Consider the following 21,613-nt stretch of genomic DNA (forward strand, 5'->3'; position numbering starts at 1 on the left):
AGAAAAAATGGAGTGGAGCCTGACGCAGAATAAGCTGTTGGCGTATCACCGCTTAATGCGTACTGATAAACCTATTGGCGCGTTACTGCTGCTGTGGCCGACCTTATGGGCGCTGTGGGTTGCAACGCCGGGCGTACCGCCGCTATGGATCCTGGGCGTATTTGTCGCCGGTGTCTGGTTGATGCGCGCGGCGGGCTGCGTGGTGAATGACTATGCCGATCGTAAATTCGACGGCCATGTAAAACGGACAGCCAACCGTCCGTTACCCAGCGGCCAGGTGACCGGAAAAGAAGCCCGCGTGCTGTTCCTCGTACTGGTGCTGCTCTCATTCCTGCTGGTGTTAACGCTGAACACCATGACAATTCTGCTTTCCGTCGCTGCGCTTGCACTGGCCTGGGTTTATCCGTTCATGAAGCGCTATACCCACCTGCCTCAGGTTGTGTTGGGCGCGGCATTTGGCTGGTCGATTCCGATGGCGTTTGCGGCGGTGAGTGAATCCCTACCGCTCAGCTGCTGGCTGATGTTCCTGGCGAACATTCTCTGGGCCGTGGCGTATGACACGCAATACGCGATGGTAGACCGCGACGATGACCTGAAAATTGGTATTAAATCGACCGCCATTCTCTTTGGACGTCAGGACAAACTGATCATCGGCATTTTACAGGTCGCGGTACTGGCACTGATGGTCGCGATTGGCCGTCTGAACGGGCTGAACTGGGAGTTTTACTGGTCGGTGCTGGTGGCGGGATTGCTGTTTGCTTACCAGCAAAAGCTGATTGCCAAACGCGAACGTGAAGCCTGCTTTAAAGCGTTTTTGAATAATAACTATGTCGGGCTGGTGCTGTTTTTAGGCCTGGCGATGAGCTATTTCTTATAAAAAAGTCGGGTGGCGGCTTCGCCTTACCCGACCTACGATCTGGCAGAACATGTAGGCCCGGTAAGCGTTAGCGCCACCGGGCGTTTTTTTATCGACGACGCAACAGCCTGAGCGCGTTCGCCGTCACCAGCACCGTTGCCCCCGTATCCGCCAGCACTGCCAGCCACAGCCCGGTCATGCCGAGCAGCGTCGTCACCAGGAAAATCCCCTTCAGTCCGAGCGCAATCCCGATGTTCTGGCGGATATTGGCCCGCGTCGCCCGCGCCAGGCCGATCATCTCTGCCAGCCCGGTCAGACGGTTATGCGTCAGCGCCGCGTCTGCCGTCTCCAGCGCCACGTCGGTGCCGCTTCCCATCGCAATGCCTATGGTGGATGCTTTCATCGCGGGTGCATCGTTAATGCCGTCCCCGACCATCGCGAGCGGGGCGTGGCTGTTCAGCTCGGTTACCGCACTGACCTTATCGGCGGGCAGCAATCCAGCTTTAAATTCCAGTCCCAGTTCACCCGCAATGGCTGACGCCGCACGTGGGTTATCCCCGGTCAGGATCACGCCCTGCACGCCCAGCTGATGCAGCGCCGCTACGGCTTCCTTCGCGTCATCACGCAGGGTATCGCGCAGCGCCAGCATCCCTTTCGTCACGCCGTCCTGCATAACAACCACGACAGTTTGCCCTGCCTGCTCTAACGCCTGAACCTGTGCTGAAGGGGAGTGACCCGCCGCGACAATCAGGACCTTTTTACCGTCGACGTTGGCCTCAATCCCGGACCCGACCAGCGCCCGCTGGGCGGTGGCCGCCGGAATCGGTAATCCGCGAGCCTGCGCTTCCCGCACAATGGCCTGCGCCAGCGGGTGGGTGGAACCCTGTTCGACGGCGGCGGCTAAGGTAAGCAGTTCATCTTCAGCGATATCCTGCGGATAAATGCCGGTCACCTGGGGTTTGCCGACGGTTAACGTGCCGGTTTTGTCGAAGGCGATATGCTGAACCTGGCTCAGCTGCTCCAGCGCCGCACCGCCTTTAATCAGCGCCCCGCGACGTGCCGCTGCCGCCAGACCGGAGGTGATCGCCGCTGGCGTGGAGATCACCAGCGCGCACGGGCAGCCAATCAGCAGCAGGGTCAGACCTTTATAAATCCAGCCCTCCCAGGGCGCGCCAAAGAACAGCGGTGGAACGAGCGTAACCAGCAGAGCAACCAGCATAATTGCGGGCGTGTAAATCCGGCTAAAGCGATCGATAAAACGCTCGACGGGGGCACGACGCTCTTCAGCTTCTTCAATCAGCTTCAGGATACGGTCGATGGCGCTGTCGCCGGGCCCGGAAAGCACCTCAAGCTGCACCAGGCGGTCAACGCTGGTGGCGCCTGCAGGCACTTTTTCTCCCGCGGTACGCTCAACCGGAATGGATTCCCCTGTCAGGGCGCTTTCATCAAAGCTTGCGGTGGCGCTAAGCAGTGCGCCATCGGCAGGCAAGCGCCCCCCTGCGGCGACTTCAATGACGTCGCCCGGGCGCAGCGTGCTGATGGCGACCGTTTCACGTTTGCCTTCGTTAACCCGCGTCGCGGTTTCCGGCTTCAGTGCCATCAACGCGCTCACCCCATTACGCGCGCGGCTGGCGGCCCAGCCCTCAAGCCGTTCGCCGATCAGGAACAGCAGCAGAACCATCGCCGCTTCCGCCGTCGCGCCGATAAACAGCGCGCCGATCGCCGCCACGCTCATCAGCGTTTCGATGGCGAACCAGCTGCCGCTTCTCATCAGACGTAATGCCTGGCGGGCAATCGGAAACAGTCCGACCAGCGTGGTGGCGATAAACGCCAGGTTGCCAAACGGATGGTTGATCCGTTCCAGACCCCAGCTCAGGGCCATCATGATGATGAGGGTAATGAGCGGCAGATTTTCCTTCAGGGAGGCGGTCTTTTCGACAGGGGCTGTTTCGCTGCGCAGGGTGTATCCCGCCTTGCTGACGGCGGCTTCAACCTGCTTACTGACATCCTTGTCGGCGCTGACTAACAGCTTTTCGGTCGCAAAAAGCACCTGAACGTGGCTGACGCCCGGCACCTGTTTGACCGCATTTTCCACTTTACGTGCGCAGGCTGCGCAGTCCATACCGTTGACGGCCCAGCTGTAGCGATTACCGCTTTCGGGCAGCGCGTCGGCTTGCGTTTCGCAGCTCCCCTCGCAGCAGCAGTCCTCTTTTGGCGGAACCGGGCTGAGCTTAAGTGCCGAAAATTGTGGGATTTTTTTAGGTGTTTCTGGAGTCGACATGGCAGTCTCCGGTAATGATAATTTTCTCATTAACCGCAGCATACACTCTGGAGTCGACTCCAGAGTCAAGCGTTATTTAGATATACAGCGAACGCACGATCAGGAAGTGCCCGGCAAAGTAGCAGGCGGAAGCAATCGCGTTGTCGGCGCGGAAGCGACGGCGATAGTGGCTGCCCAGCCAGACGATATTACCGAGTAAGAGCAGTGCTGCGCCGAAGAACGCAGACATCGCCTGAGACGTCGGGCGGAAGAACCAGAGCTCGCCAGCGAGCCACACCATCACCAGCGTCATGGCGATAAATGTACAGACTGGCAAACGCATCTCTTCCAGACGCGACCAGATCACCGCTATCAGCAGTGCGCCAATCACCAGCAGCACCAGCGGCAGCGGCCAGAAGAAGGAGAGCGTCATCTGGCTGGCGAAGTAGATGGTATACAGCAGATGCGACAGGAAAAACGCCCCAACGGCATACAGCAGACGCTGACGCGGGAGCAGGGTTAAGGCATCGCCAATCAGGGACGCGCACAGCCCGGCGAGAACCAGGTAGCTGATGGCGTTAAACATCGGCGCTTGCCAGGCAAGCAGCAGAAGGAGCAACAGCGTGACGGGTTTAAACAACCAGCGCTGCCAGGCTGGGCCACGGTAGGACGCATCAACATAAAGCCATGCGGAAAAACAGACAGCGATAAATGACCAAAGCATATTAACTCCCTGTAACTGTTAAGGCTGAATAATCAGTTTCTGATCCAGTGTAGTGACGCGGGCGGGCGTTTGGCAATGCCGGGGCAGGCGAGGTATCCTGAATTCCGCATAATCTGATGGGATGTTTCAATGATCAAGATGCCGCTGTTTTTCATTATCGTGGTAGCGATTATCGTCATTGCCGCCTCGTTTCGCTTCGTGCAGCAGCGCCGGGAAAAGGCGGATAACGATGCCGCACCGCTGATGCAAAAGCGGGTGGTGGTGAGCAATAAGCGCGAGAAAGCCCTCAACGACCGACGCTCTCGCCAACAGCAGGTTACGCCTGCAGGCGCGACGATGCGCTATGAAGCCAGCTTTAAGCCGGAAACCGGCGGGCTGGAGATGACTTTCCGCCTGGAGGCGCAGCAGTACCACCAGTTGACGGTGGGTGAGAAAGGAATGCTGAGCTACAAAGGGTCGCGGTTTGAAGGTTTTAGGGCGGAATAATGCGCGATCGGTCCCCTCTCCCGGTGGGAGAGGGTTAGGGTGAGGGCATCAGGCCGCACCCTACTTCTTCACCTGCGCCTTAAACTTCTTCATCCACACCAGCAACTCAAACACGCCGAAAATAAATACCCGCAGTTGCTGCCAGCCGGTCATCGGCGGGCCATCTTTTGGCAGGCCGTTTTTCAGCATTATCATCTGCAGGGCGTGCATGAACGAGGTGAAAATCAGCGCCACGTTAACGAAGATGTTCAACGGGCGCGGGAACGGGTGCACCAGATTCAAAATCAAAAATGCCCAGACGCCCAGCATCAGCAAACGTCCCAGGTTAATCAGTACCGGCATCAGAGCCTCCTTGTACCTGACGGTGATAAAGACGATAAGCGACCTGACCGGCAACCTTTTCGCGGTGCAGATCCCAGTGCGCGGGCACTGGCGGAAGACCGTTTTCCACTTCGCTTTCAACGTAAATTAATGCGTCATCCGCCAGCCAGCCGTTTTGTTCCAGCAGGGATAACGTCTCTTCGAGCAGCCCCTTGCGGAACGGCGGATCGACAAACACCACCTGATGCGGCGTGCCTTTCTGCGCGAGGAAGCTCAGGGTATTGGTGTTTACGACTTTGGCGTTACTCGCTTTGAGCGTCGCCAGATTTTGCTGCAGCGTCTGTGCCACGCCGCGCTCCATCTCCAGCAGCGTGGCGCTGGCGGCGTAGCGCGACAACGCTTCGAGCCCTAATGCACCGCTGCCGGCGAAGCAGTCCAGGCAGTGGGCATCTACCATTGACGGGGCGAGCCAGTTAAACAGCGTCTCGCGAACGCGGTCGGTTGTCGGGCGTAAACCGGGGCTGTCCGGCACCGGTAATTTCCGGCCTCGCCACTGACCGCCGATAATTCGAATTTGACCGGCCGGGGCGCGGGTGGGTTTCTTCATCTCTGGAAAGCTCTGTTAACCATTGCCCTGCGATTGCGGGCGGTGATGTCAATTAAGTAAAGTGTTAGACTATTTCATCATTTTTTTAGCTTCCCTGTATATAGCGCCGCGAGGAGTGTAGTCGCAGATGGCAAAACAAAAAAAACGTGGCTTCTTTTCCTGGTTGGGTTTCGGTGAAAAAGAGCAAGAAACAGAACAGAAAACCGAAGAACAACAGGTTGTAGAAGAGCAGTCACAGCCTGAAACGCCTGTAGAAACCGCTGCGGTTATCGAAGCGGAAGAACCTGTCCACAGCAAAGAAGAGATTGAATCGTTTGCTGAAGAGGTGGTTGAAGTCACTGAACAGGTTCAGGAGAGCGAGAAGCCAGAACCGGTTGTGCCCGAAGCCGTTACCGACGCACCGCAGGCTGTTATCGAACATGAAGAGCTGCCGCTGCCGGAAGAGGTTAAAGCCAAAGAGGTATCTGCAGAAGAGTGGCAGGCCGAAGCGGAAACCGTTGAAATTGTTGAGGCGGTGGAAGAAGAGGCGGCGCTTGAGCCAGAGCTGACCGACGACGAGCTGGAAGCCCAGGCGCTGGCGGCGGAAGCGGCTGAAGACGCGGTTATCGTCGTGCCGGTGGAAGAGCAGGAGCAGGCTGAAGAAGAGATCGTTCAGGAGCAGGAAAAACCGACCAAAGAAGGTTTCTTTGCCCGTCTGAAGCGCAGCCTGTTAAAAACCAAAGAAAATCTGGGTTCCGGATTTATCAGTCTGTTCCGCGGCAAGAAGATCGACGACGATCTCTTTGAAGAGCTGGAAGAGCAACTGCTGATCGCTGACGTGGGGGTGGAAACCACCCGTAAGATCATCGCCAGCCTGACCGAAGGGGCAAGCCGCAAACAGCTGCGCGATGCCGAGGCACTGTACGGCCTGCTGAAAGACGAGATGGGTGAAATTCTCGCAAAAGTTGATGAACCGCTTAATATTGAAGGCAAAACGCCATTTGTTATTCTGATGGTGGGTGTTAACGGCGTGGGTAAAACCACGACTATCGGCAAGCTGGCGCGTCAGTTCGAGCAGCAGGGAAAATCGGTGATGCTGGCGGCGGGCGATACCTTCCGTGCGGCGGCGGTTGAGCAGCTGCAGGTGTGGGGCCAGCGGAACAACATTCCGGTGATTGCCCAGCATACCGGCGCGGATTCCGCGTCCGTGATTTTTGATGCCATTCAGGCGGCGAAGTCCCGTAACGTGGACGTGCTGATTGCTGACACCGCAGGGCGTTTGCAGAACAAATCGCACCTGATGGAAGAGTTGAAGAAAATCGTCCGCGTCATGAAGAAGCTGGACGAAGATGCACCGCATGAAATTATGCTGACTATCGACGCCAGCACCGGACAGAACGCCGTTAGCCAGGCGAAGCTGTTCAATGAAGCGGTAGGATTGACCGGGATCGCGCTGACCAAGCTGGACGGCACCGCGAAAGGCGGGGTGATCTTCTCCGTAGCCGACCAGTTCGGCATTCCTATCCGCTACATCGGTGTGGGCGAGCGTATTGAGGATTTGCGTCCGTTTAAAGCGGACGACTTTATTGAGGCACTATTTGCCCGAGAGGACTAACAATGATTCGCTTTGAACACGTCAGCAAGGCCTATCTCGGTGGGAGACAAGCGCTGCAGGGAGTCACATTCCACCTGCAGCCAGGCGAGATGGCATTCCTGACCGGCCATTCCGGCGCGGGGAAAAGTACTCTGCTCAAGCTTATCTGTGGGATCGAACGGCCAAGCGCCGGGAAAATCTGGTTCAGCGGCCATGATATTAGCCGTCTTAAGAACCGTGAAGTGCCGTTCCTGCGTCGTCAGATCGGCATGATTTTCCAGGATCACCATCTGCTGATGGATCGCACCGTTTTCGATAACGTCGCTATCCCGCTGATTATTGCCGGTGCCAGCTATGATGATATCCGTCGTCGCGTCTCTGCGGCGCTGGATAAGGTTGGGCTGCTGGACAAAGCGAAGAACTTCCCGATCCAGCTCTCCGGCGGTGAACAGCAGCGTGTGGGCATCGCCCGTGCGGTGGTGAACAAGCCGGCCGTACTGCTGGCGGATGAACCCACAGGTAACCTGGACGATGCGCTCTCCGAAGGGATTTTGCGTCTGTTTGAGGAATTCAACCGCGTTGGGGTCACAGTATTGATGGCGACGCACGATATCGGGCTGATTTCCCGTCGTTCGTACCGCATGCTGACTCTGAGCGATGGACATTTGCACGGAGGCCATGGTGAACAAGCGTGATGCAATGAACCAGATTCGGCAGTTCGGGAACCGGTTTGACCGTTTCCGTAAGCCGCAGGGTGGCGGTGATGGCAATCGTAACGCACCCAAGCGCCAGAAAGCGGCGCCAAAGCCGGCTTCGCGCAAAACCAACGTGTTTAACGAGCAGGTGCGCTACGCTTTCCACGGCGCGTTGCAGGATCTGAAAAGCAAACCGCTGGCAACGTTCCTGACGGTGATGGTCATCGCCATCTCCCTGACGCTGCCAAGCGTCTGCTACATGGTTTATAAGAACGTGAACCAGGCGGCGTCCCAGTATTATCCGTCGCCGCAGATCACCGTTTATCTGGATAAAGCGCTCGACGATAACGCGGCGGCGCAGGTGGTCGGGCAAATCCAGGCCGAGCAGGGCGTGGAGAAGGTCAACTATCTTTCCCGTGAAGAAGCGCTGGGCGAGTTTCGCAACTGGTCCGGTTTTGGCGGCGCGCTGGATATGCTCGAAGAGAACCCGTTACCTGCGGTGGCGGTGGTGATCCCGAAGCTCGATTTCCAGGGGACCGATTCGCTAAATACGTTACGCGATCGCATCACCCGGATTAACGGAATTGATGAAGTGCGCATGGACGACAGCTGGTTTGCCCGTCTTGCCGCGCTGACCGGGCTGGTGGGACGTGTGTCGGCGATGATCGGCGTACTGATGGTGGCCGCGGTGTTCCTCGTCATTGGTAACAGCGTGCGCCTGAGCATTTTTGCTCGCCGCGATACCATTAACGTGCAGAAACTGATTGGCGCGACGGATGGCTTCATCCTTCGTCCTTTCCTCTATGGCGGCGCATTGCTCGGTTTTTCCGGCGCATTTCTTTCACTGATTTTGTCAGAAATTTTGGTGATGCGTTTGTCATCGGCCGTGACGGAAGTGGCGCAGGTTTTCGGAACTAAGTTTGATATCAGTGGCTTAGGATTTGACGAGTGCCTGTTATTACTGCTGGTTTGCTCGATGATTGGTTGGGTGGCTGCCTGGCTGGCGACCGTTCAACATTTACGCCACTTTACTCCCGACTAATAAAAGCGTGATATAATCTTTCCCTGCACCGAGATGTTCGCTCTGCAGGGAAAGCGTCCCTGTTGTCTCTTCCCCTGTTATCATCTCCATGTCACATTTTGTGCGTAATTTATTCACTGTTGCACCTGGAACTTGTGGATAAAATCACTGTCTGATAAAAGAGTGAATGCTAATCTCGTGGCTCAAACGCTTTGGCATGGTTGTTGCCTGACGGGGACAACCTGGACCAGAAGAAACATTGAGAGGAATGAATGACCAAAGAAATGCAAACTTTAGCTTTAGCCCCTGTTGGTAACCTGGAATCTTACATCCGGGCTGCGAACACCTGGCCGATGTTAACGGCCGAGGAAGAAAAGGAGCTTGCTGAAAAGCTGCATTACCAGGGCGATCTGGAAGCAGCGAAAAAGCTGATCCTGTCTCACCTGCGCTTTGTTGTTCACATTGCTCGTAATTACGCGGGCTATGGCCTGCCGCAGGCGGACTTGATTCAGGAAGGTAACATCGGTCTGATGAAGGCTGTACGTCGCTTTAACCCGGAAGTGGGTGTGCGACTGGTCTCCTTCGCCGTACACTGGATCAAAGCAGAAATTCATGAATACGTGCTGCGCAACTGGCGTATCGTGAAAGTCGCCACGACAAAAGCGCAACGTAAACTGTTCTTCAACCTGCGTAAAACCAAGCAGCGTCTGGGCTGGTTCAATCAGGATGAAGTGGAAATGGTGGCGCGCGAGCTGGGTGTATCCAGCAAAGATGTGCGTGAGATGGAATCCCGTATGGCCGCGCAGGACATGACGTTTGATATGTCCTCCGACGACGACGGCTCTGACAGCCAGCCAATGGCCCCGGTTCTGTATCTGCAGGATAAAACCTCCAACTTTGCTGACGGCATTGAAGAGGATAACTGGGAAGATCAGGCCGTGAATAAGCTCACCCATGCGATGGAAGGCCTCGACGAACGTAGTCAGGATATTATCCGTGCCCGCTGGCTGGACGAAGACAACAAGTCCACGCTGCAGGAACTGGCCGACCGCTACGGCGTCTCCGCTGAACGTGTGCGTCAGCTTGAAAAGAACGCCATGAAAAAACTTCGCGCCGCTATCGAAGCGTAATTTCTGCGAAGTACACTGAGAACCCCTGGATGAGAGTCCGGGGGTTTTGTTTTTTTAGCGCCCGCTCTGGCGAATTCCTCCCCCCTGGCAAACACTTACTGATGCGCTAAGCAGGCGATTTTCTCAGGGGGACAGGGTGAAAAATAACGAACTGAACGACCGGCGTTTGCAGGCGACGCCGCGCGGTATCGGCGTCATGTGTAATTTCTATGCCGATAAAGCCGAAAACGCCACGGTGTGGGACGTAGAAGGCAACGAGTATATCGACTTCGCCGCCGGCATTGCGGTGCTGAATACCGGCCATCGCCATCCCAAAGTCATTTCCGCTATTGAAAAACAACTCCACGCCTTTACCCATACGGCGTACCAGATTGTGCCGTATGAAGGCTATGTGGCGCTGGCCGAGCGTATCAACCAGCGCGTGCCCATTGATGGCCCGGCCAAAACGGCCTTTTTCTCGACGGGCGCAGAAGCGGTTGAAAACGCGGTTAAAATAGCCCGCGCCTATACCCGACGTCCTGGCCTCATCACTTTCGGCGGCGCGTTCCACGGCCGTACTTTTATGACCATGGCGCTGACTGGCAAAGTTGCGCCGTACAAACTGGGCTTTGGTCCGTTCCCTGGCTCGGTGTATCACGCGCAGTATCCGAACGATCTGCACGGCGTTAGCACGAATGAGGCGTTAAAAAGCCTGGAGCGCATCTTTAAAGCGGATATCGCACCGGATCAGGTCGCGGCCATTATTCTCGAACCGGTTCAGGGGGAAGGCGGTTTCAATATTGCACCTGCCGATTTTATGCAGGCGCTGCGTGCCCTCTGTGATACCCACGGTATTTTGCTGATTGCCGACGAGGTACAAAGTGGTTTCGCCCGTACAGGCAAACTGTTCTCGATGGAACACCACTGCGTGAAGCCCGATTTGATCACCATGGCGAAAAGCCTCGCGGGTGGGATGCCGCTCTCTGCGGTATCGGGCCGTGCCGACGTGATGGACGCACCTGCGCCGGGCGGGCTGGGCGGTACTTACGCGGGGAACCCGCTGGCGATTGCCGCTGCGCATGCGGTGCTGGACGTGATTGATGAAGAGGATCTCTGTACACGTTCTGCGCATCTTGGTCATCACCTGGTAGAGGTGCTGAACAAAGCGAAGAAACACTGTCCGTATATCGCCGACATTCGCGCGCAAGGATCGATGGTGGCGGTAGAGTTTAATGACCCTCAAACGGGCCAGCCTTCGCCGGAATTCACCCGCCAGGTACAGAAACGCGCGCTGCAGGAAGGTCTGCTTCTGCTGAGCTGCGGCGTTTACGGCAACGTTATTCGTTTCCTTTATCCGCTGACAATCCCCGAAGTGCAGTTCCGTCAAGCGCTGGACATTATCTCCGCCTCGCTGACACGTTAAAGCCGCGCGCCCGGTGAAATCTTTGCCGGGCTTATCATATATTCATTTCAAATTAGCTATTCCAAAATCATAAAAATGGGGTATGTTTTAGCAGAGTATGCTGAAAAAGCGCGAACAGCACACCAATAACTGAAATAAAGCGCTGCACAACAACATCACAACAATCGTAATAACCATAATAATGGGGAATCTCAGGATGAACATGAAGGGTAAAGCGTTACTGGCAGGATGTATTGCGTTGGCATTCAGCACCATGGCACAGGCAGACATTAAGGTGGCTGTGGTTGGCGCAATGTCCGGTCCGGTAGCACAGTACGGCGACCAGGAATTTACGGGCGCTGAACAGGCGGTTGCAGACATTAATGCTAAGGGCGGTATTAAAGGCGAAAAACTGCAGATCGTAAAATATGATGATGCCTGTGACCCGAAACAAGCGGTAGCGGTTGCGAACAAAGTGGTGAACGACGGGATCAAATACGTTATCGGTCACCTGTGCTCTTCCTCAACTCAGCCTGCGTCTGACATCTACGAAGACGAAGGGATTCTGATGATCACCCCGGCGGCGACCGCACCGGAGCTGACCGCGCGCGGCTACAAACTGACCCTGCGCACCACGGGCCTGGACTCTGACCAGGGTCCAACGGCGGCGAAATACATTCTGGATAAAGTGAAGCCGAAGCGTATCGCGATTGTTCATGACAAACAGCAGTACGGTGAAGGTCTGGCGCGTGCGGTGCAGGATGGTCTGAAGAAAGGCAACGCCAATGTGGTCTTCTTCGATGGGATCACTGCCGGTGAGAAAGACTTCTCCACGCTGGTGGCGCGCCTGAAAAAAGAGAATATCGATTTCGTTTACTACGGCGGTTACCACCCGGAGATGGGCCAGATCCTGCGCCAGGCGCGTGCAGCCGGTCTGAAAACCCAGTTTATGGGGCCTGAAGGCGTAGCGAACGTTTCCCTGTCTAACATCGCAGGTGAATCCGCTGAAGGCCTGCTGGTGACCAAGCCGAAGAACTACGACCAGGTCCCTGCGAACAAACCTATCGTAGATGCCATCAAGGCGAAGAAACAGGATCCAAGCGGCGCGTTCGTCTGGACCACCTACGCGGCGCTTCAGTCTCTGCAGGCGGGTCTGAACCAGTCAGCCGATCCGGCTGAGATTGCGACCTGGCTGAAAGCGAACACCGTCGAAACCGTGATGGGACCACTGTCCTGGGATGAGAAGGGTGACCTGAAAGGCTTTGAGTTCGGCGTGTTTGACTGGCATGCCAACGGTACGGCGACAGACGCCAAATAATTTTCCCGTCGCCTTTCGCGCCGCAGGTGCGTTGGCTGCGTTATTCAACCCCGGTCACTTACTTATGTAAGCTCCCGGGGATTTCATAACTTGCCGCCTTCCTGCAACACGAAATGCTTGGGAAAATACGGTGGAGAATGTAGGCCGGGTAAGGCGCAGCCGCCACCCGGCTTTCTTTTAGCGCTTCTCCCACCCGCTCTCCTGCGCCGTAAACCCTAACGCCTGCATAAACGCCGCCATCACGCCGCGGTCTTCTACACCTACGTCAGCCATCCACCATGAGGTCACGTTCGGGTTTTCGCGGATCACTTCTTCAATTAAATACTGCCCCACGCCGCGACGACGGGTGACGTCACGTACACGCAGTGAGTCCAGCGCCCCTTCTGTACCGCTCAGGGTCACGCGAACCGCAGCCAGCAGGCGTTCGTTGAAACGCGCGGCATAAATGCGGTGAGTCTCGTCGACGCGTAGCGACGAAGGGGAATATTCCGGCCAGATCTTGCCCAGGTCGATATGATCCTGGTCGCTAAAGGTCACCAGACGCACGATAGTCAGTTTCATTAGCTACATGTCCAAATCAAATTGAGTAGGGGCAGTGTACTCAATTTATTCACTCAGCGGCTTCCTCTTTTTATTCTCATTAACCAGGTGATTAGTTTTTTGGTAACGCGCTGGGCAGTTTGAAAACACATGGATCGAAAAATAAGCAGAATTTTAACCTGAATGGTAGTGATTTATTCGGCGCTTTGTACCGTTATTTTATGCTGCAAACTGCACTTTTATTTGTTTATCTCTGCATGATTTCAGAATATTATCTTTGCTTAATCGCCTGAAAAATAGAGATTTTAGTCTGGTTTTTGGCAAAAAACTGCGCTAAACCATTAAAGGCACTGGTAAAAATAGCGTTGTGCATTAAAAGTACAGAATGCTTTTTAACCATAATAAAACAAAATATAAACACGACATCACGAATGGGGATTCTGAGATGAAAAGGAACGCGAAAACATTTATCGCGGGAATGGTTGCACTGGCGATCTCGCATGCAGCCATGGCGGAAGAGATCAAAGTTGCGGTCGTGGGCGCAATGTCCGGCCCTGTTGCCCAGTGGGGTGATATGGAGTTCAACGGCGCGCGCCAGGCCATCAAAGACATCAACGCCAAAGGCGGCATCAAAGGCGACAAGCTGGTGGGCGTGGAATATGACGACGCCTGCGATCCGAAACAGGCCGTCGCGGTCGCCAACAAAATCGTCAACGATGGCATCCAGTATGTGATTGGCCACCTGTGCTCATCGTCCACCCAGCCTGCGTCTGATATCTACGAAGACGAAGGTATTCTGATGATCACCCCCGGCGCCACTAACCCAGAACTGACCCAGCGCGGCTATCAGCACATTATGCGTACCGCCGGTCTCGATTCTTCCCAGGGACCCACCGCCGCCAAATTTATCCTCGAAACCGTAAAGCCAAAGCGCATTGCCATCATTCATGACAAGCAGCAGTACGGCGAAGGCCTGGCGCGTTCCGTTCAGGACGGCCTGAAAAAAGGTGGCGCGAACATCGTCTTCTTCGACGGCATCACTGCCGGTGAGAAAGACTTCTCCGCGCTGATTGCTCGTCTGCAAAAAGAGAACATCGACTTCGTTTACTACGGCGGCTACTACCCTGAAATGGGGCAGATGCTGCGTCAGGCACGCGCCACCGGTCTGAAAACCCAGTTTATGGGACCAGAGGGCGTGGGTAATGCCTCCCTGTCGAACATCGCGGGCGATTCTGCCGAAGGCATGCTGGTTACGATGCCAAAACGCTATGACCAGGATCCGGCGAACAAGGCTATCGTTGATGCGCTTAAGGCGCAGAAAAAGGACCCGAGTGGTCCGTATGTCTGGATCACCTACGCGGCCGTACAGTCTCTGGCGACGGCTCTGGAGCGTACCGGCAGCAAAGAGCCGTTGGATCTGGTGAAAGATTTAAAAGCACACGGGGCGAACACCGTGATTGGGCCGCTGAACTGGGATGAGAAAGGCGATCTGAAGGGATTTGAGTTTGGTGTCTTTAAGTGGCACGCCGACGGGTCTTCCTCGGCCGCCAAATAATTATCCCGCCGCCCGGACCGCCGGGCGGGAATAAAAAGGTTTGCATATGTCCGAGCAGTTTCTCTATTTCCTGCAGCAGATGTTTAACGGCGTCACGCTGGGAAGCACCTACGCGCTGATTGCCATCGGCTATACGATGGTTTACGGCATTATCGGCATGATCAACTTCGCCCACGGCGAGGTGTACATGATCGGTAGCTACATCTCCTTTATGATCATCGCCGCCCTGATGATGATGGGCATCGACAGCAGCTGGCTGCTGGTTGCCGCCGGGTTTGTCGGCGCCATTGTGATCGCCAGCGCCTATGGCTGGAGCATCGAGCGCGTGGCCTATCGGCCGGTGCGCAGCTCCAAGCGTCTGATTGCGCTCATCTCCGCCATCGGTATGTCGATCTTCCTGCAAAACTACGTCAGCCTGACCGAAGGGTCGCGCGACGTGGCGCTGCCAAGCCTGTTTAACGGTCAGTGGATCGTGGGGGCCAGCGAAAACTTCTCTGCCTCTATCACCACCATGCAGCTCGTCATCTGGGTCGTGACCTTTATTGCAATGCTCGCCCTGACGCTGTTCATCCGTTATTCCCGCATGGGGCGCGCCTGCCGTGCCTGCGCGGAAGACCTGAAGATGGCGAGCCTGCTTGGCATCAATACTGACCGCGTGATTGCCCTGACCTTCGTGATCGGTGCCGCGATGGCGGCAGTGGCGGGCGTGCTGCTCGGCCAGTTCTACGGCGTGATCAACCCGTACATCGGCTTTATGGCCGGAATGAAAGCCTTCACCGCGGCAGTACTTGGCGGTATCGGCAGTATTCCTGGCGCGATGATCGGCGGCCTGATCCTGGGCGTGGCGGAAGCGCTCTCCTCGGCGTACCTGAGCACCGAATATAAAGACGTGGTGTCGTTTGCCCTGCTGATTCTGGTTCTGCTGGTCATGCCTACCGGTATTCTGGGCCGTCCGGAGGTAGAGAAAGTATGAAACCGATGCATTTTGCAATGGCGCTGCTCTCTGCCGCCATGTTCTTCGTGCTGGCGGGCGTCTTTATGGGCGTCCAACTGGAGCTGAGCGGCACCAAACTGGTGGTGGATACCGCACCTGACATCCGCTGGCAGTGGGTGTTTATTGGCACGGCGGTGGTGTTCCTGTTCCAGCTGCTGCGTCCGCTGTTCCAGAAGACGCTGAAAAACGTTTCTGGCACGAAATTCATCCTGCCGGCAATCGACGGTTCCACCGTGAAGCAAAAGCTGTTCCTCGTGGCGCTGCTGGTGGCGGCCGTGGCGTGGCCATTCGTGGTCTCGCGCGGCACGGTGGATATCGCTACCCTGACCATGATTTACGTGATTTTGGGTCTCGGCCTGAACGTGGTGGTGGGGCTCTCTGGCCTGCTGGTGCTGGGCTACGGTGGTTTTTACGCCATCGGTGCCTACACCTTCGCGCTGCTGAACCATTATTACGGCCTCGGCTTCTGGACCTGTCTGCCGCTGGCGGGCCTGGTTTCTGCCGCTGCGGGCTTCCTGCTGGGCTTCCCGGTGCTGCGCCTGCGCGGTGACTACCTGGCGATTGTGACCTTAGGCTTTGGCGAAATCGTCCGTATCCTGCTGCTGAATAACACCGAAATCACCGGTGGTCCGAACGGCATCAGCCAGATCCCGAAACCGACCTTCTTCGGGCTGGAGTTCAGCCGTACCGCCCGCGAAGGCGGCTGGGATACCTTCAGCAACTTCTTTGGCGTGAAGTATGACCCGTCCGACCGCGTGATTTGGCTCTACCTGGTTGCGCTGCTGCTGGTGGTGGTGACCCTTTTCGTGATTAACCGTCTGCTGCGCATGCCGCTGGGCCGCGCGTGGGAAGCGCTGCGTGAAGATGAGATCGCCTGCCGCTCCCTGGGCCTGAACCCGACCCGCATCAAGCTGACCGCGTTTACCATCAGCGCCGCGTTTGCCGGTTTCGCCGGGACGCTGTTTGCCGCGCGTCAGGGCTTCGTCAGCCCGGAATCGTTCACGTTTGCCGAATCGGCCTTTGTGCTGGCGATTGTGGTGCTCGGCGGGATGGGCTCGCAGTTTGCCGTCATTCTCGCGGCCATCCTGCTGGTGGTCTCGCGCGAGCTGATGCGTGACTTTAACGAATACAGCATGCTGATGCTGGGTGGTTTGATGGTGCTGATGATGATCTGGCGTCCGCAGGGCCTGCTGCCGATGACCCGTCCACAGCTGAAGCTGAAGAACGGGAAAGCGAAAGGAGAGCAGGCATGAGTCAGCCATTATTATCCGTTAACGGTCTGATGATGCGTTTTGGCGGCCTGCTGGCGGTCAACAACGTGAATCTGGATCTGCATAAGAAAGAGATCGTCTCCCTGATTGGCCCCAACGGCGCGGGAAAAACCACGGTGTTTAACTGTCTGACCGGTTTCTACAAGCCGACGGGCGGCACCATCATGCTGCGCGATAAGCACCTGGAAGGGCTGCCGGGCCAGCAAATTGCCCGCATGGGCGTGGTGCGTACCTTCCAGCACGTGCGCCTGTTCCGCGAGATGACGGTGATTGAGAACCTGCTGGTGGCACAGCATCAGCAGCTCAAAACCGGGCTGTTCTCCGGTCTGCTGAAGACTCCGGCCTTCCGCCGAGCCCAGGAGGAGGCCCTCGACCGCGCCGCCACCTGGCTCGACCGCATCGGCTTGCTGCAGCACGCCAACCGTCAGGCGAGCAACCTGGCCTACGGCGATCAGCGTCGTCTGGAGATTGTGCGCTGCATGGTGACGCAGCCGGAGATCCTGATGCTCGACGAACCGGCGGCGGGCCTCAACCCGAAAGAAACCAAAGAGCTGGACGAGCTGATTGCCGAGCTGCGCGATCACCACGACACCACCATCCTGCTGATTGAGCACGACATGAAGCTGGTGATGGGTATTTCGGACCGTATTTACGTGGTCAACCAGGGCACGCCGCTGGCAAACGGCACGCCGGAAGAGATCCGCAACAATCCGGACGTGATCCGCGCGTACCTTGGTGAGGCATAAGATGGAAAAAGCGATGTTAACGTTCGACAAGGTCAATGCGCACTACGGCAAGATCCAGGCGCTGCACGACGTCAGCCTGCACATCAATCAGGGTGAAATCGTCACCCTGATTGGCGCCAACGGCGCGGGCAAAACCACGCTGCTCGGTACCCTGTGCGGCGACCCGCGGGCTACCAGCGGGCGGATTGTGTTTGATGGCAAAGACATTACCGACTGGCAGACTGCAAAAATCATGCGTGAAGCGGTGGCGATTGTTCCGGAAGGGCGTCGCGTCTTCTCGCGCATGACGGTGGAAGAGAACCTGGCGATGGGCGGCTTCTTCGCTCACCGCGATGAATACCAGACCCGCATCAAGTGGGTATACGAACTCTTCCCGCGCCTGTGGGAGCGCCGTATTCAGCGTGCGGGCACCATGTCCGGCGGTGAGCAGCAGATGCTGGCGATTGGCCGCGCGCTGATGAGCCAGCCACGCCTGCTGCTGCTGGACGAACCGTCGCTCGGTCTGGCGCCGATCATTATCCAGCAGATCTTCGACACCATCGAGCAGCTGCGTAAAGAGGGGATGACCATCTTCCTCGTCGAGCAGAACGCCAACCAGGCGCTGAAGCTCGCCGACCGTGGCTACGTGCTGGAAAACGGCCGCGTGGTGCTTGAAGATACCGGCGATGCGCTGCTGGCGAATGAAGCGGTGCGGAGCGCGTACCTCGGAGGCTAAGCCGTCTGTGTTGCCCGGTGGCGCTTACGCTTACCGGGCCTACGGGATCGACCAGGCCGGGTAAGGCGAAGCCGCCACCCGGCTTTTTTTAACCCAACACCCTTCACACAACCATCATCCCCCTGACGCTTTGCTGTCACTTATCTGTAAACAAACAGTTATTTTTCTGTCATTCGAGCATGTCATGTTACCTCGCGAGCATAAAACGCGTGATATCGCGCATCCGGCACAATAAGAGAGATGACAATGACATCGTTACGACACACAGCTTTGGGTCTGGCACTGGGTCTGGCTTTTGCGACGAACGCAATGGCTGTCACCACCATTCCATTCTGGCATTCCATGGAAGGGGAGTTGGGTAAAGAAGTTGACTCCCTGGCGCAGCGTTTCAACGACACCCACCCGGATTACAAAATTGTGCCGGTGTACAAAGGCAACTACGAGCAGAGCCTGAGCGCGGGCATCGCCGCCTTCCGTACCGGTAACGCCCCTGCACTGTTACAGGTTTATGAAGTGGGTACCGCGACCATGATGGCCTCCAAAGCCATTAAGCCGGTCTATGAAGTCTTCAAAGAGGCGGGCATCAACTTCGACGAGTCGCAGTTCGTGCCAACCGTGGCGGGCTACTACACCGATTCCAAAACCGGTCACCTGCTGTCTCAGCCGTTTAACAGCTCCACGCCGGTCCTGTACTACAACAAAGATGCCTTCAGAAAAGCCGGTTTAGATCCGGAGCAGCCGCCAAAAACCTGGCAAGACCTGGCGGAATACACCGCTAAGCTGAAAGCGGCGGGCATGAAGTGCGGCTACGCCAGCGGCTGGCAGGGCTGGATCCAGATTGAAAACTTCAGCGCCTGGCACGGCCTGCCGGTTGCCACCAAAAACAACGGCTTCGACGGCACCGACGCGGTACTGGAGTTCAACAAGCCGGAGCAGGTGAAGCACATTGCGCTGCTGGAAGCGCTCAACAAAAAGGGCGATTTCAGCTACTTCGGCCGTAAAGACGAATCCACTGAGAAGTTCTACAACGGTGACTGCGCCATTACCACCGCGTCTTCCGGTTCGCTGGCAGATATCCGTCACTACGCCAAATTCAACTACGGCGTGGGCATGATGCCGTACGACGCTGACGTGAAGGGCGCGCCGCAGAACGCCATCATCGGCGGGGCCAGCCTGTGGGTGATGCAGGGCAAAGACAAGGGCACCTACAAAGGCGTGGCCGAGTTCCTCGACTTCCTGGCGAAGCCAGAGATTGCCGCTGAGTGGCACCAGAAAACCGGCTACCTGCCGATCACCAAAGCCGCCTATGACCTGACCCGCGAGCAGGGCTTCTACAGCAAAAACCCGGGCGCGGATATCGCGACGCGTCAGATGCTGAACAAGCCGCCGTTGCCGTTCACCAAAGGTCTGCGTTTGGGCAACATGCCGCAGATCCGCACCATCGTGGATGAAGAGCTGGAAAGCGTGTGGACCGGGAAGAAAACGCCTCAACAGGCGCTGGATTCAGCGGTAGAACGCGGGAATCAGCTGCTGCGCCGTTTTGAGCAGTCGACCAAATCGTAATTAAAACCTGCCCCTCACCCTAACCCTCTCCCCATAGGGGAGAGGGGACTGCACGGAGCCGTCTTTTCTCCCTCGCCCCTTTGGGGAGAGGGTCGGGGTGATGGGTGAATACCTACAGAGCTAACCTATGTCATCATCCCGTCCGGTGTTCCGTTCCCGCTGGCTGCCCTATCTTCTGGTCGCGCCGCAGCTGGTCATCACCGTTATCTTCTTTATCTGGCCTGCGGGCGAAGCGCTGTGGTACTCGGTACAAAGCGTCGACCCGTTCGGGCTGTCCAGCCAGTTTGTTGGCCTGGACAACTTCACCGCGCTGTTCCACGACAGCTACTATCTGGACTCCTTCTGGACGACGATGAAATTCAGCGCGCTGGTCACCGTCAGCGGTCTGGTCGCTTCGCTGTTCTTTGCCGCGCTGGTGGACTACGTGGTGCGCGGCAGCCGCCTGTATCAGACCCTGATGCTGCTGCCTTACGCCGTCGCGCCCGCCGTTGCGGCCGTGCTGTGGATCTTCCTGTTTAACCCGGGGCGCGGGCTGATTACCCATTTCCTGGCCGAATTGGGTTACGACTGGAACCACGCCCAGAACAGCGGTCAGGCGATGTTCCTGGTGGTGTTCGCCTCGGTGTGGAAGCAGATCAGCTATAACTTCCTGTTCTTCTTTGCCGCACTGCAGTCCATCCCGCGTTCGCTGGTGGAAGCCGCGGCGATTGACGGCGCAGGGCCGGTTCGCCGCTTCTTCAGATTATCGCTGCCGCTGATCGCCCCGGTGAGTTTCTTCCTGCTGGTGGTTAACCTCGTGTACGCCTTCTTCGACACTTTCCCGGTGATCGACGCGGCGACCGCGGGCGGCCCGGTGCAGGCGACCACGACGCTTATCTATAAGATCTACCGCGAAGGCTTTGCGGGGCTTGATCTCTCGGCCTCCGCCGCGCAGTCGGTGGTGCTGATGTTCCTCGTCATCATCCTCACGGTGGTGCAGTTCCGCTATGTTGAAAGTAAGGTGCGCTACCAATGATTGAGAACCGTCGCGGGCTGACGATTTTCAGCCATACCATGCTGATTTTAGGGATCATCGTCATCCTGTTTCCGCTGTACGTGGCGTTTGTCGCCGCCACGCTGGACACCAAAGCGGTGTTCGACACGCCGATGACGCTGATCCCAGGTTCGCATTTGTTTGAGAACATGAAGACCATCTGGACCCAGGGCGTGGGCGCGAACAGCGCGCCGTTCTGGCTGATGATGCTCAACAGCTTCATCATGGCGTTCGGCATCACCGTCGGCAAAATCACGGTGTCGATGCTCTCCGCCTTCGCCATCGTCTGGTTCCGTTTTCCGCTGCGCAACCTCTTCTTCTGGATGATCTTTATCACCCTGATGCTGCCGGTGGAAGTGCGTATCTTCCCGACGGTGGAAGTGATCGCCAACCTGAAGATGCTCGACAGCTACGCGGGCTTAACCCTGCCGCTGATGGCCTCGGCGACCGCCACCTTCCTGTTCCGCCAGTTCTTTATGACCCTGCCGGACGAGCTGATTGAAGCCGCGCGTATCGACGGCGCGTCACCTATGCGCTTCTTCCGCGATATCGTGCTGCCGCTGTCGAAAACCAACCTTGCGGCGCTGTTTGTGATCACCTTTATCTACGGCTGGAACCAGTACCTGTGGCCGCTGCTGATTATCCAGGACGTCAGCCTCGGCACCGCCGTCGCGGGCATCAAAGGCATGATTGCCACCGGCGAAGGCACCACCCTCTGGAACCAGGTGATGGCGGCGATGCTGCTCACCCTTATCCCACCCGTAGTCATTGTTTTAGCCATGCAGCGCGCGTTTGTCCGCGGCCTGGTCGATAGCGAGAAATAA

21 protein-coding genes are annotated in these 21,613 nt (G+C 56.9%); 16 read left to right on the forward strand and 5 right to left on the reverse strand.

All coding sequences use genetic code 11. The features are described from left to right. Nucleotides 1-7 precede the first annotated feature (7 nt). A complete protein-coding gene (gene ubiA, locus AAER43_RS01180; protein ID WP_014882106.1) occupies nucleotides 8-877 on the forward strand; it encodes a 4-hydroxybenzoate octaprenyltransferase in 870 nt (289 codons plus the stop codon). Nucleotides 878-965: 88 nt separating this feature from the next. Here the strand turns inward: ubiA and zntA are convergent, their stop codons facing one another. Both zntA and AAER43_RS01190 read right to left on the reverse strand, forming a co-directional pair. Beyond that, the gene (gene zntA, locus AAER43_RS01185) at nucleotides 966-3,137 is read right to left on the reverse strand and encodes a Zn(II)/Cd(II)/Pb(II) translocating P-type ATPase ZntA (RefSeq protein ID WP_050862170.1); all 2,172 of its coding nucleotides are present in this window, start codon (nucleotides 3,135-3,137) and stop codon (nucleotides 966-968) included. 76 nt (nucleotides 3,138-3,213) lie between these two features. Beyond that, entirely contained in the window at nucleotides 3,214-3,840 is a 627-nt protein-coding gene (locus tag AAER43_RS01190; RefSeq protein ID WP_014882108.1) for a lysoplasmalogenase, read from the reverse strand. A 129-nt stretch (nucleotides 3,841-3,969) separates the two neighbouring features. Here AAER43_RS01190 and AAER43_RS01195 point away from each other — a divergent pair, with 129 nt between their 5' ends. Then, nucleotides 3,970-4,326, forward strand: coding sequence for a DUF2500 domain-containing protein (locus AAER43_RS01195; protein WP_050862171.1), 357 nt, complete (start codon nucleotides 3,970-3,972; stop codon nucleotides 4,324-4,326). Between the two features lie 60 nt (nucleotides 4,327-4,386). On the opposite strand, the gene AAER43_RS01200 is transcribed toward AAER43_RS01195, so the two are convergent. Next, nucleotides 4,387-4,668, reverse strand: coding sequence for a DUF1145 family protein (locus AAER43_RS01200; protein ID WP_342701795.1), 282 nt, complete (start codon nucleotides 4,666-4,668; stop codon nucleotides 4,387-4,389). Next, on the reverse strand, nucleotides 4,652-5,254 hold the full coding sequence (gene rsmD / locus AAER43_RS01205; RefSeq protein ID WP_045135381.1) for a 16S rRNA (guanine(966)-N(2))-methyltransferase: 603 nt from the start codon (nucleotides 5,252-5,254) through the stop codon (nucleotides 4,652-4,654). The genes AAER43_RS01200 and rsmD overlap by 17 nt, the downstream gene beginning before the upstream one ends. Before the next feature lie 127 nt (nucleotides 5,255-5,381). On the opposite strand from rsmD, the gene ftsY reads away from it, so the two are divergent. The 6 genes from ftsY (at nucleotide 5,382) to livJ (ending at nucleotide 12,372) form a co-directional block, all read left to right on the forward strand. Beyond that, on the forward strand, nucleotides 5,382-6,848 hold the full coding sequence (gene ftsY / locus AAER43_RS01210; RefSeq protein ID WP_050862172.1) for a signal recognition particle-docking protein FtsY: 1,467 nt from the start codon (nucleotides 5,382-5,384) through the stop codon (nucleotides 6,846-6,848). Between the two features lie 2 nt (nucleotides 6,849-6,850). Next, complete coding sequence (ftsE, locus tag AAER43_RS01215) at nucleotides 6,851-7,522, forward strand: cell division ATP-binding protein FtsE (RefSeq protein ID WP_014882113.1); 672 nt, start codon at nucleotides 6,851-6,853, stop codon at nucleotides 7,520-7,522. Beyond that, nucleotides 7,509-8,564: a permease-like cell division protein FtsX gene (gene ftsX / locus AAER43_RS01220; RefSeq protein WP_014882114.1), complete on the forward strand. Its 1,056-nt coding sequence runs from the start codon at nucleotides 7,509-7,511 to the stop codon at nucleotides 8,562-8,564. The genes ftsE and ftsX overlap by 14 nt, the downstream gene beginning before the upstream one ends. A gap of 251 nt (nucleotides 8,565-8,815) precedes the next feature. Beyond that, nucleotides 8,816-9,673 (forward strand): RNA polymerase sigma factor RpoH, encoded by an 858-nt coding sequence (rpoH, locus tag AAER43_RS01225; protein ID WP_050862173.1) that lies wholly within the window; start codon nucleotides 8,816-8,818, stop codon nucleotides 9,671-9,673. Nucleotides 9,674-9,809: 136 nt separating this feature from the next. Continuing rightward, entirely contained in the window at nucleotides 9,810-11,075 is a 1,266-nt protein-coding gene (locus AAER43_RS01230) for a 4-aminobutyrate--2-oxoglutarate transaminase (protein WP_050862174.1), read from the forward strand. A gap of 196 nt (nucleotides 11,076-11,271) precedes the next feature. After that, a complete protein-coding gene (livJ, locus tag AAER43_RS01235; protein WP_014882117.1) occupies nucleotides 11,272-12,372 on the forward strand; it encodes a branched chain amino acid ABC transporter substrate-binding protein LivJ in 1,101 nt (366 codons plus the stop codon). Nucleotides 12,373-12,549: 177 nt separating this feature from the next. Here livJ and panM read toward each other — a convergent pair whose 3' ends face one another. Then, nucleotides 12,550-12,933 carry an aspartate 1-decarboxylase autocleavage activator PanM gene (gene panM, locus AAER43_RS01240; RefSeq protein WP_014882118.1) on the reverse strand — a complete coding sequence of 128 codons (384 nt, stop codon included), beginning with the start codon at nucleotides 12,931-12,933 and terminating at the stop codon, nucleotides 12,550-12,552. A 424-nt stretch (nucleotides 12,934-13,357) separates the two neighbouring features. Between panM and livK the strand changes: the two genes are divergently transcribed. The 8 genes from livK (at nucleotide 13,358) to ugpE (ending at nucleotide 21,613) form a co-directional block, all read left to right on the forward strand. Then, entirely contained in the window at nucleotides 13,358-14,467 is a 1,110-nt protein-coding gene (gene livK, locus AAER43_RS01245; protein WP_014882120.1) for a high-affinity branched-chain amino acid ABC transporter substrate-binding protein LivK, read from the forward strand. Nucleotides 14,468-14,513: 46 nt separating this feature from the next. Beyond that, nucleotides 14,514-15,440, forward strand: coding sequence for a high-affinity branched-chain amino acid ABC transporter permease LivH (gene livH, locus AAER43_RS01250; RefSeq protein WP_014882121.1), 927 nt, complete (start codon nucleotides 14,514-14,516; stop codon nucleotides 15,438-15,440). Next, nucleotides 15,437-16,714 carry a branched chain amino acid ABC transporter permease LivM gene (gene livM / locus AAER43_RS01255; RefSeq protein WP_050862175.1) on the forward strand — a complete coding sequence of 426 codons (1,278 nt, stop codon included), beginning with the start codon at nucleotides 15,437-15,439 and terminating at the stop codon, nucleotides 16,712-16,714. Before livH ends, livM begins: the two co-directional genes overlap by 4 nt. After that, nucleotides 16,711-17,478: a high-affinity branched-chain amino acid ABC transporter ATP-binding protein LivG gene (livG, locus tag AAER43_RS01260; protein WP_014882123.1), complete on the forward strand. Its 768-nt coding sequence runs from the start codon at nucleotides 16,711-16,713 to the stop codon at nucleotides 17,476-17,478. The genes livM and livG overlap by 4 nt, the downstream gene beginning before the upstream one ends. 1 nt (nucleotide 17,479) lies before the next feature. Beyond that, complete coding sequence (gene livF / locus AAER43_RS01265) at nucleotides 17,480-18,193, forward strand: high-affinity branched-chain amino acid ABC transporter ATP-binding protein LivF (RefSeq protein ID WP_006812273.1); 714 nt, start codon at nucleotides 17,480-17,482, stop codon at nucleotides 18,191-18,193. Between the two features lie 246 nt (nucleotides 18,194-18,439). Further along, nucleotides 18,440-19,756 carry a sn-glycerol-3-phosphate ABC transporter substrate-binding protein UgpB gene (gene ugpB, locus AAER43_RS01270; protein ID WP_023331791.1) on the forward strand — a complete coding sequence of 439 codons (1,317 nt, stop codon included), beginning with the start codon at nucleotides 18,440-18,442 and terminating at the stop codon, nucleotides 19,754-19,756. A 127-nt stretch (nucleotides 19,757-19,883) separates the two neighbouring features. Beyond that, nucleotides 19,884-20,771, forward strand: coding sequence for a sn-glycerol-3-phosphate ABC transporter permease UgpA (gene ugpA, locus AAER43_RS01275; RefSeq protein ID WP_023331792.1), 888 nt, complete (start codon nucleotides 19,884-19,886; stop codon nucleotides 20,769-20,771). Continuing rightward, nucleotides 20,768-21,613, forward strand: coding sequence for a sn-glycerol-3-phosphate ABC transporter permease UgpE (gene ugpE / locus AAER43_RS01280; protein ID WP_023331793.1), 846 nt, complete (start codon nucleotides 20,768-20,770; stop codon nucleotides 21,611-21,613). The genes ugpA and ugpE overlap by 4 nt, the downstream gene beginning before the upstream one ends.

Source organism: Enterobacter sp. FUJ80071 (genome assembly GCF_038739915.1).
GTDB lineage: Bacteria > Pseudomonadota > Gammaproteobacteria > Enterobacterales > Enterobacteriaceae > Enterobacter > Enterobacter kobei.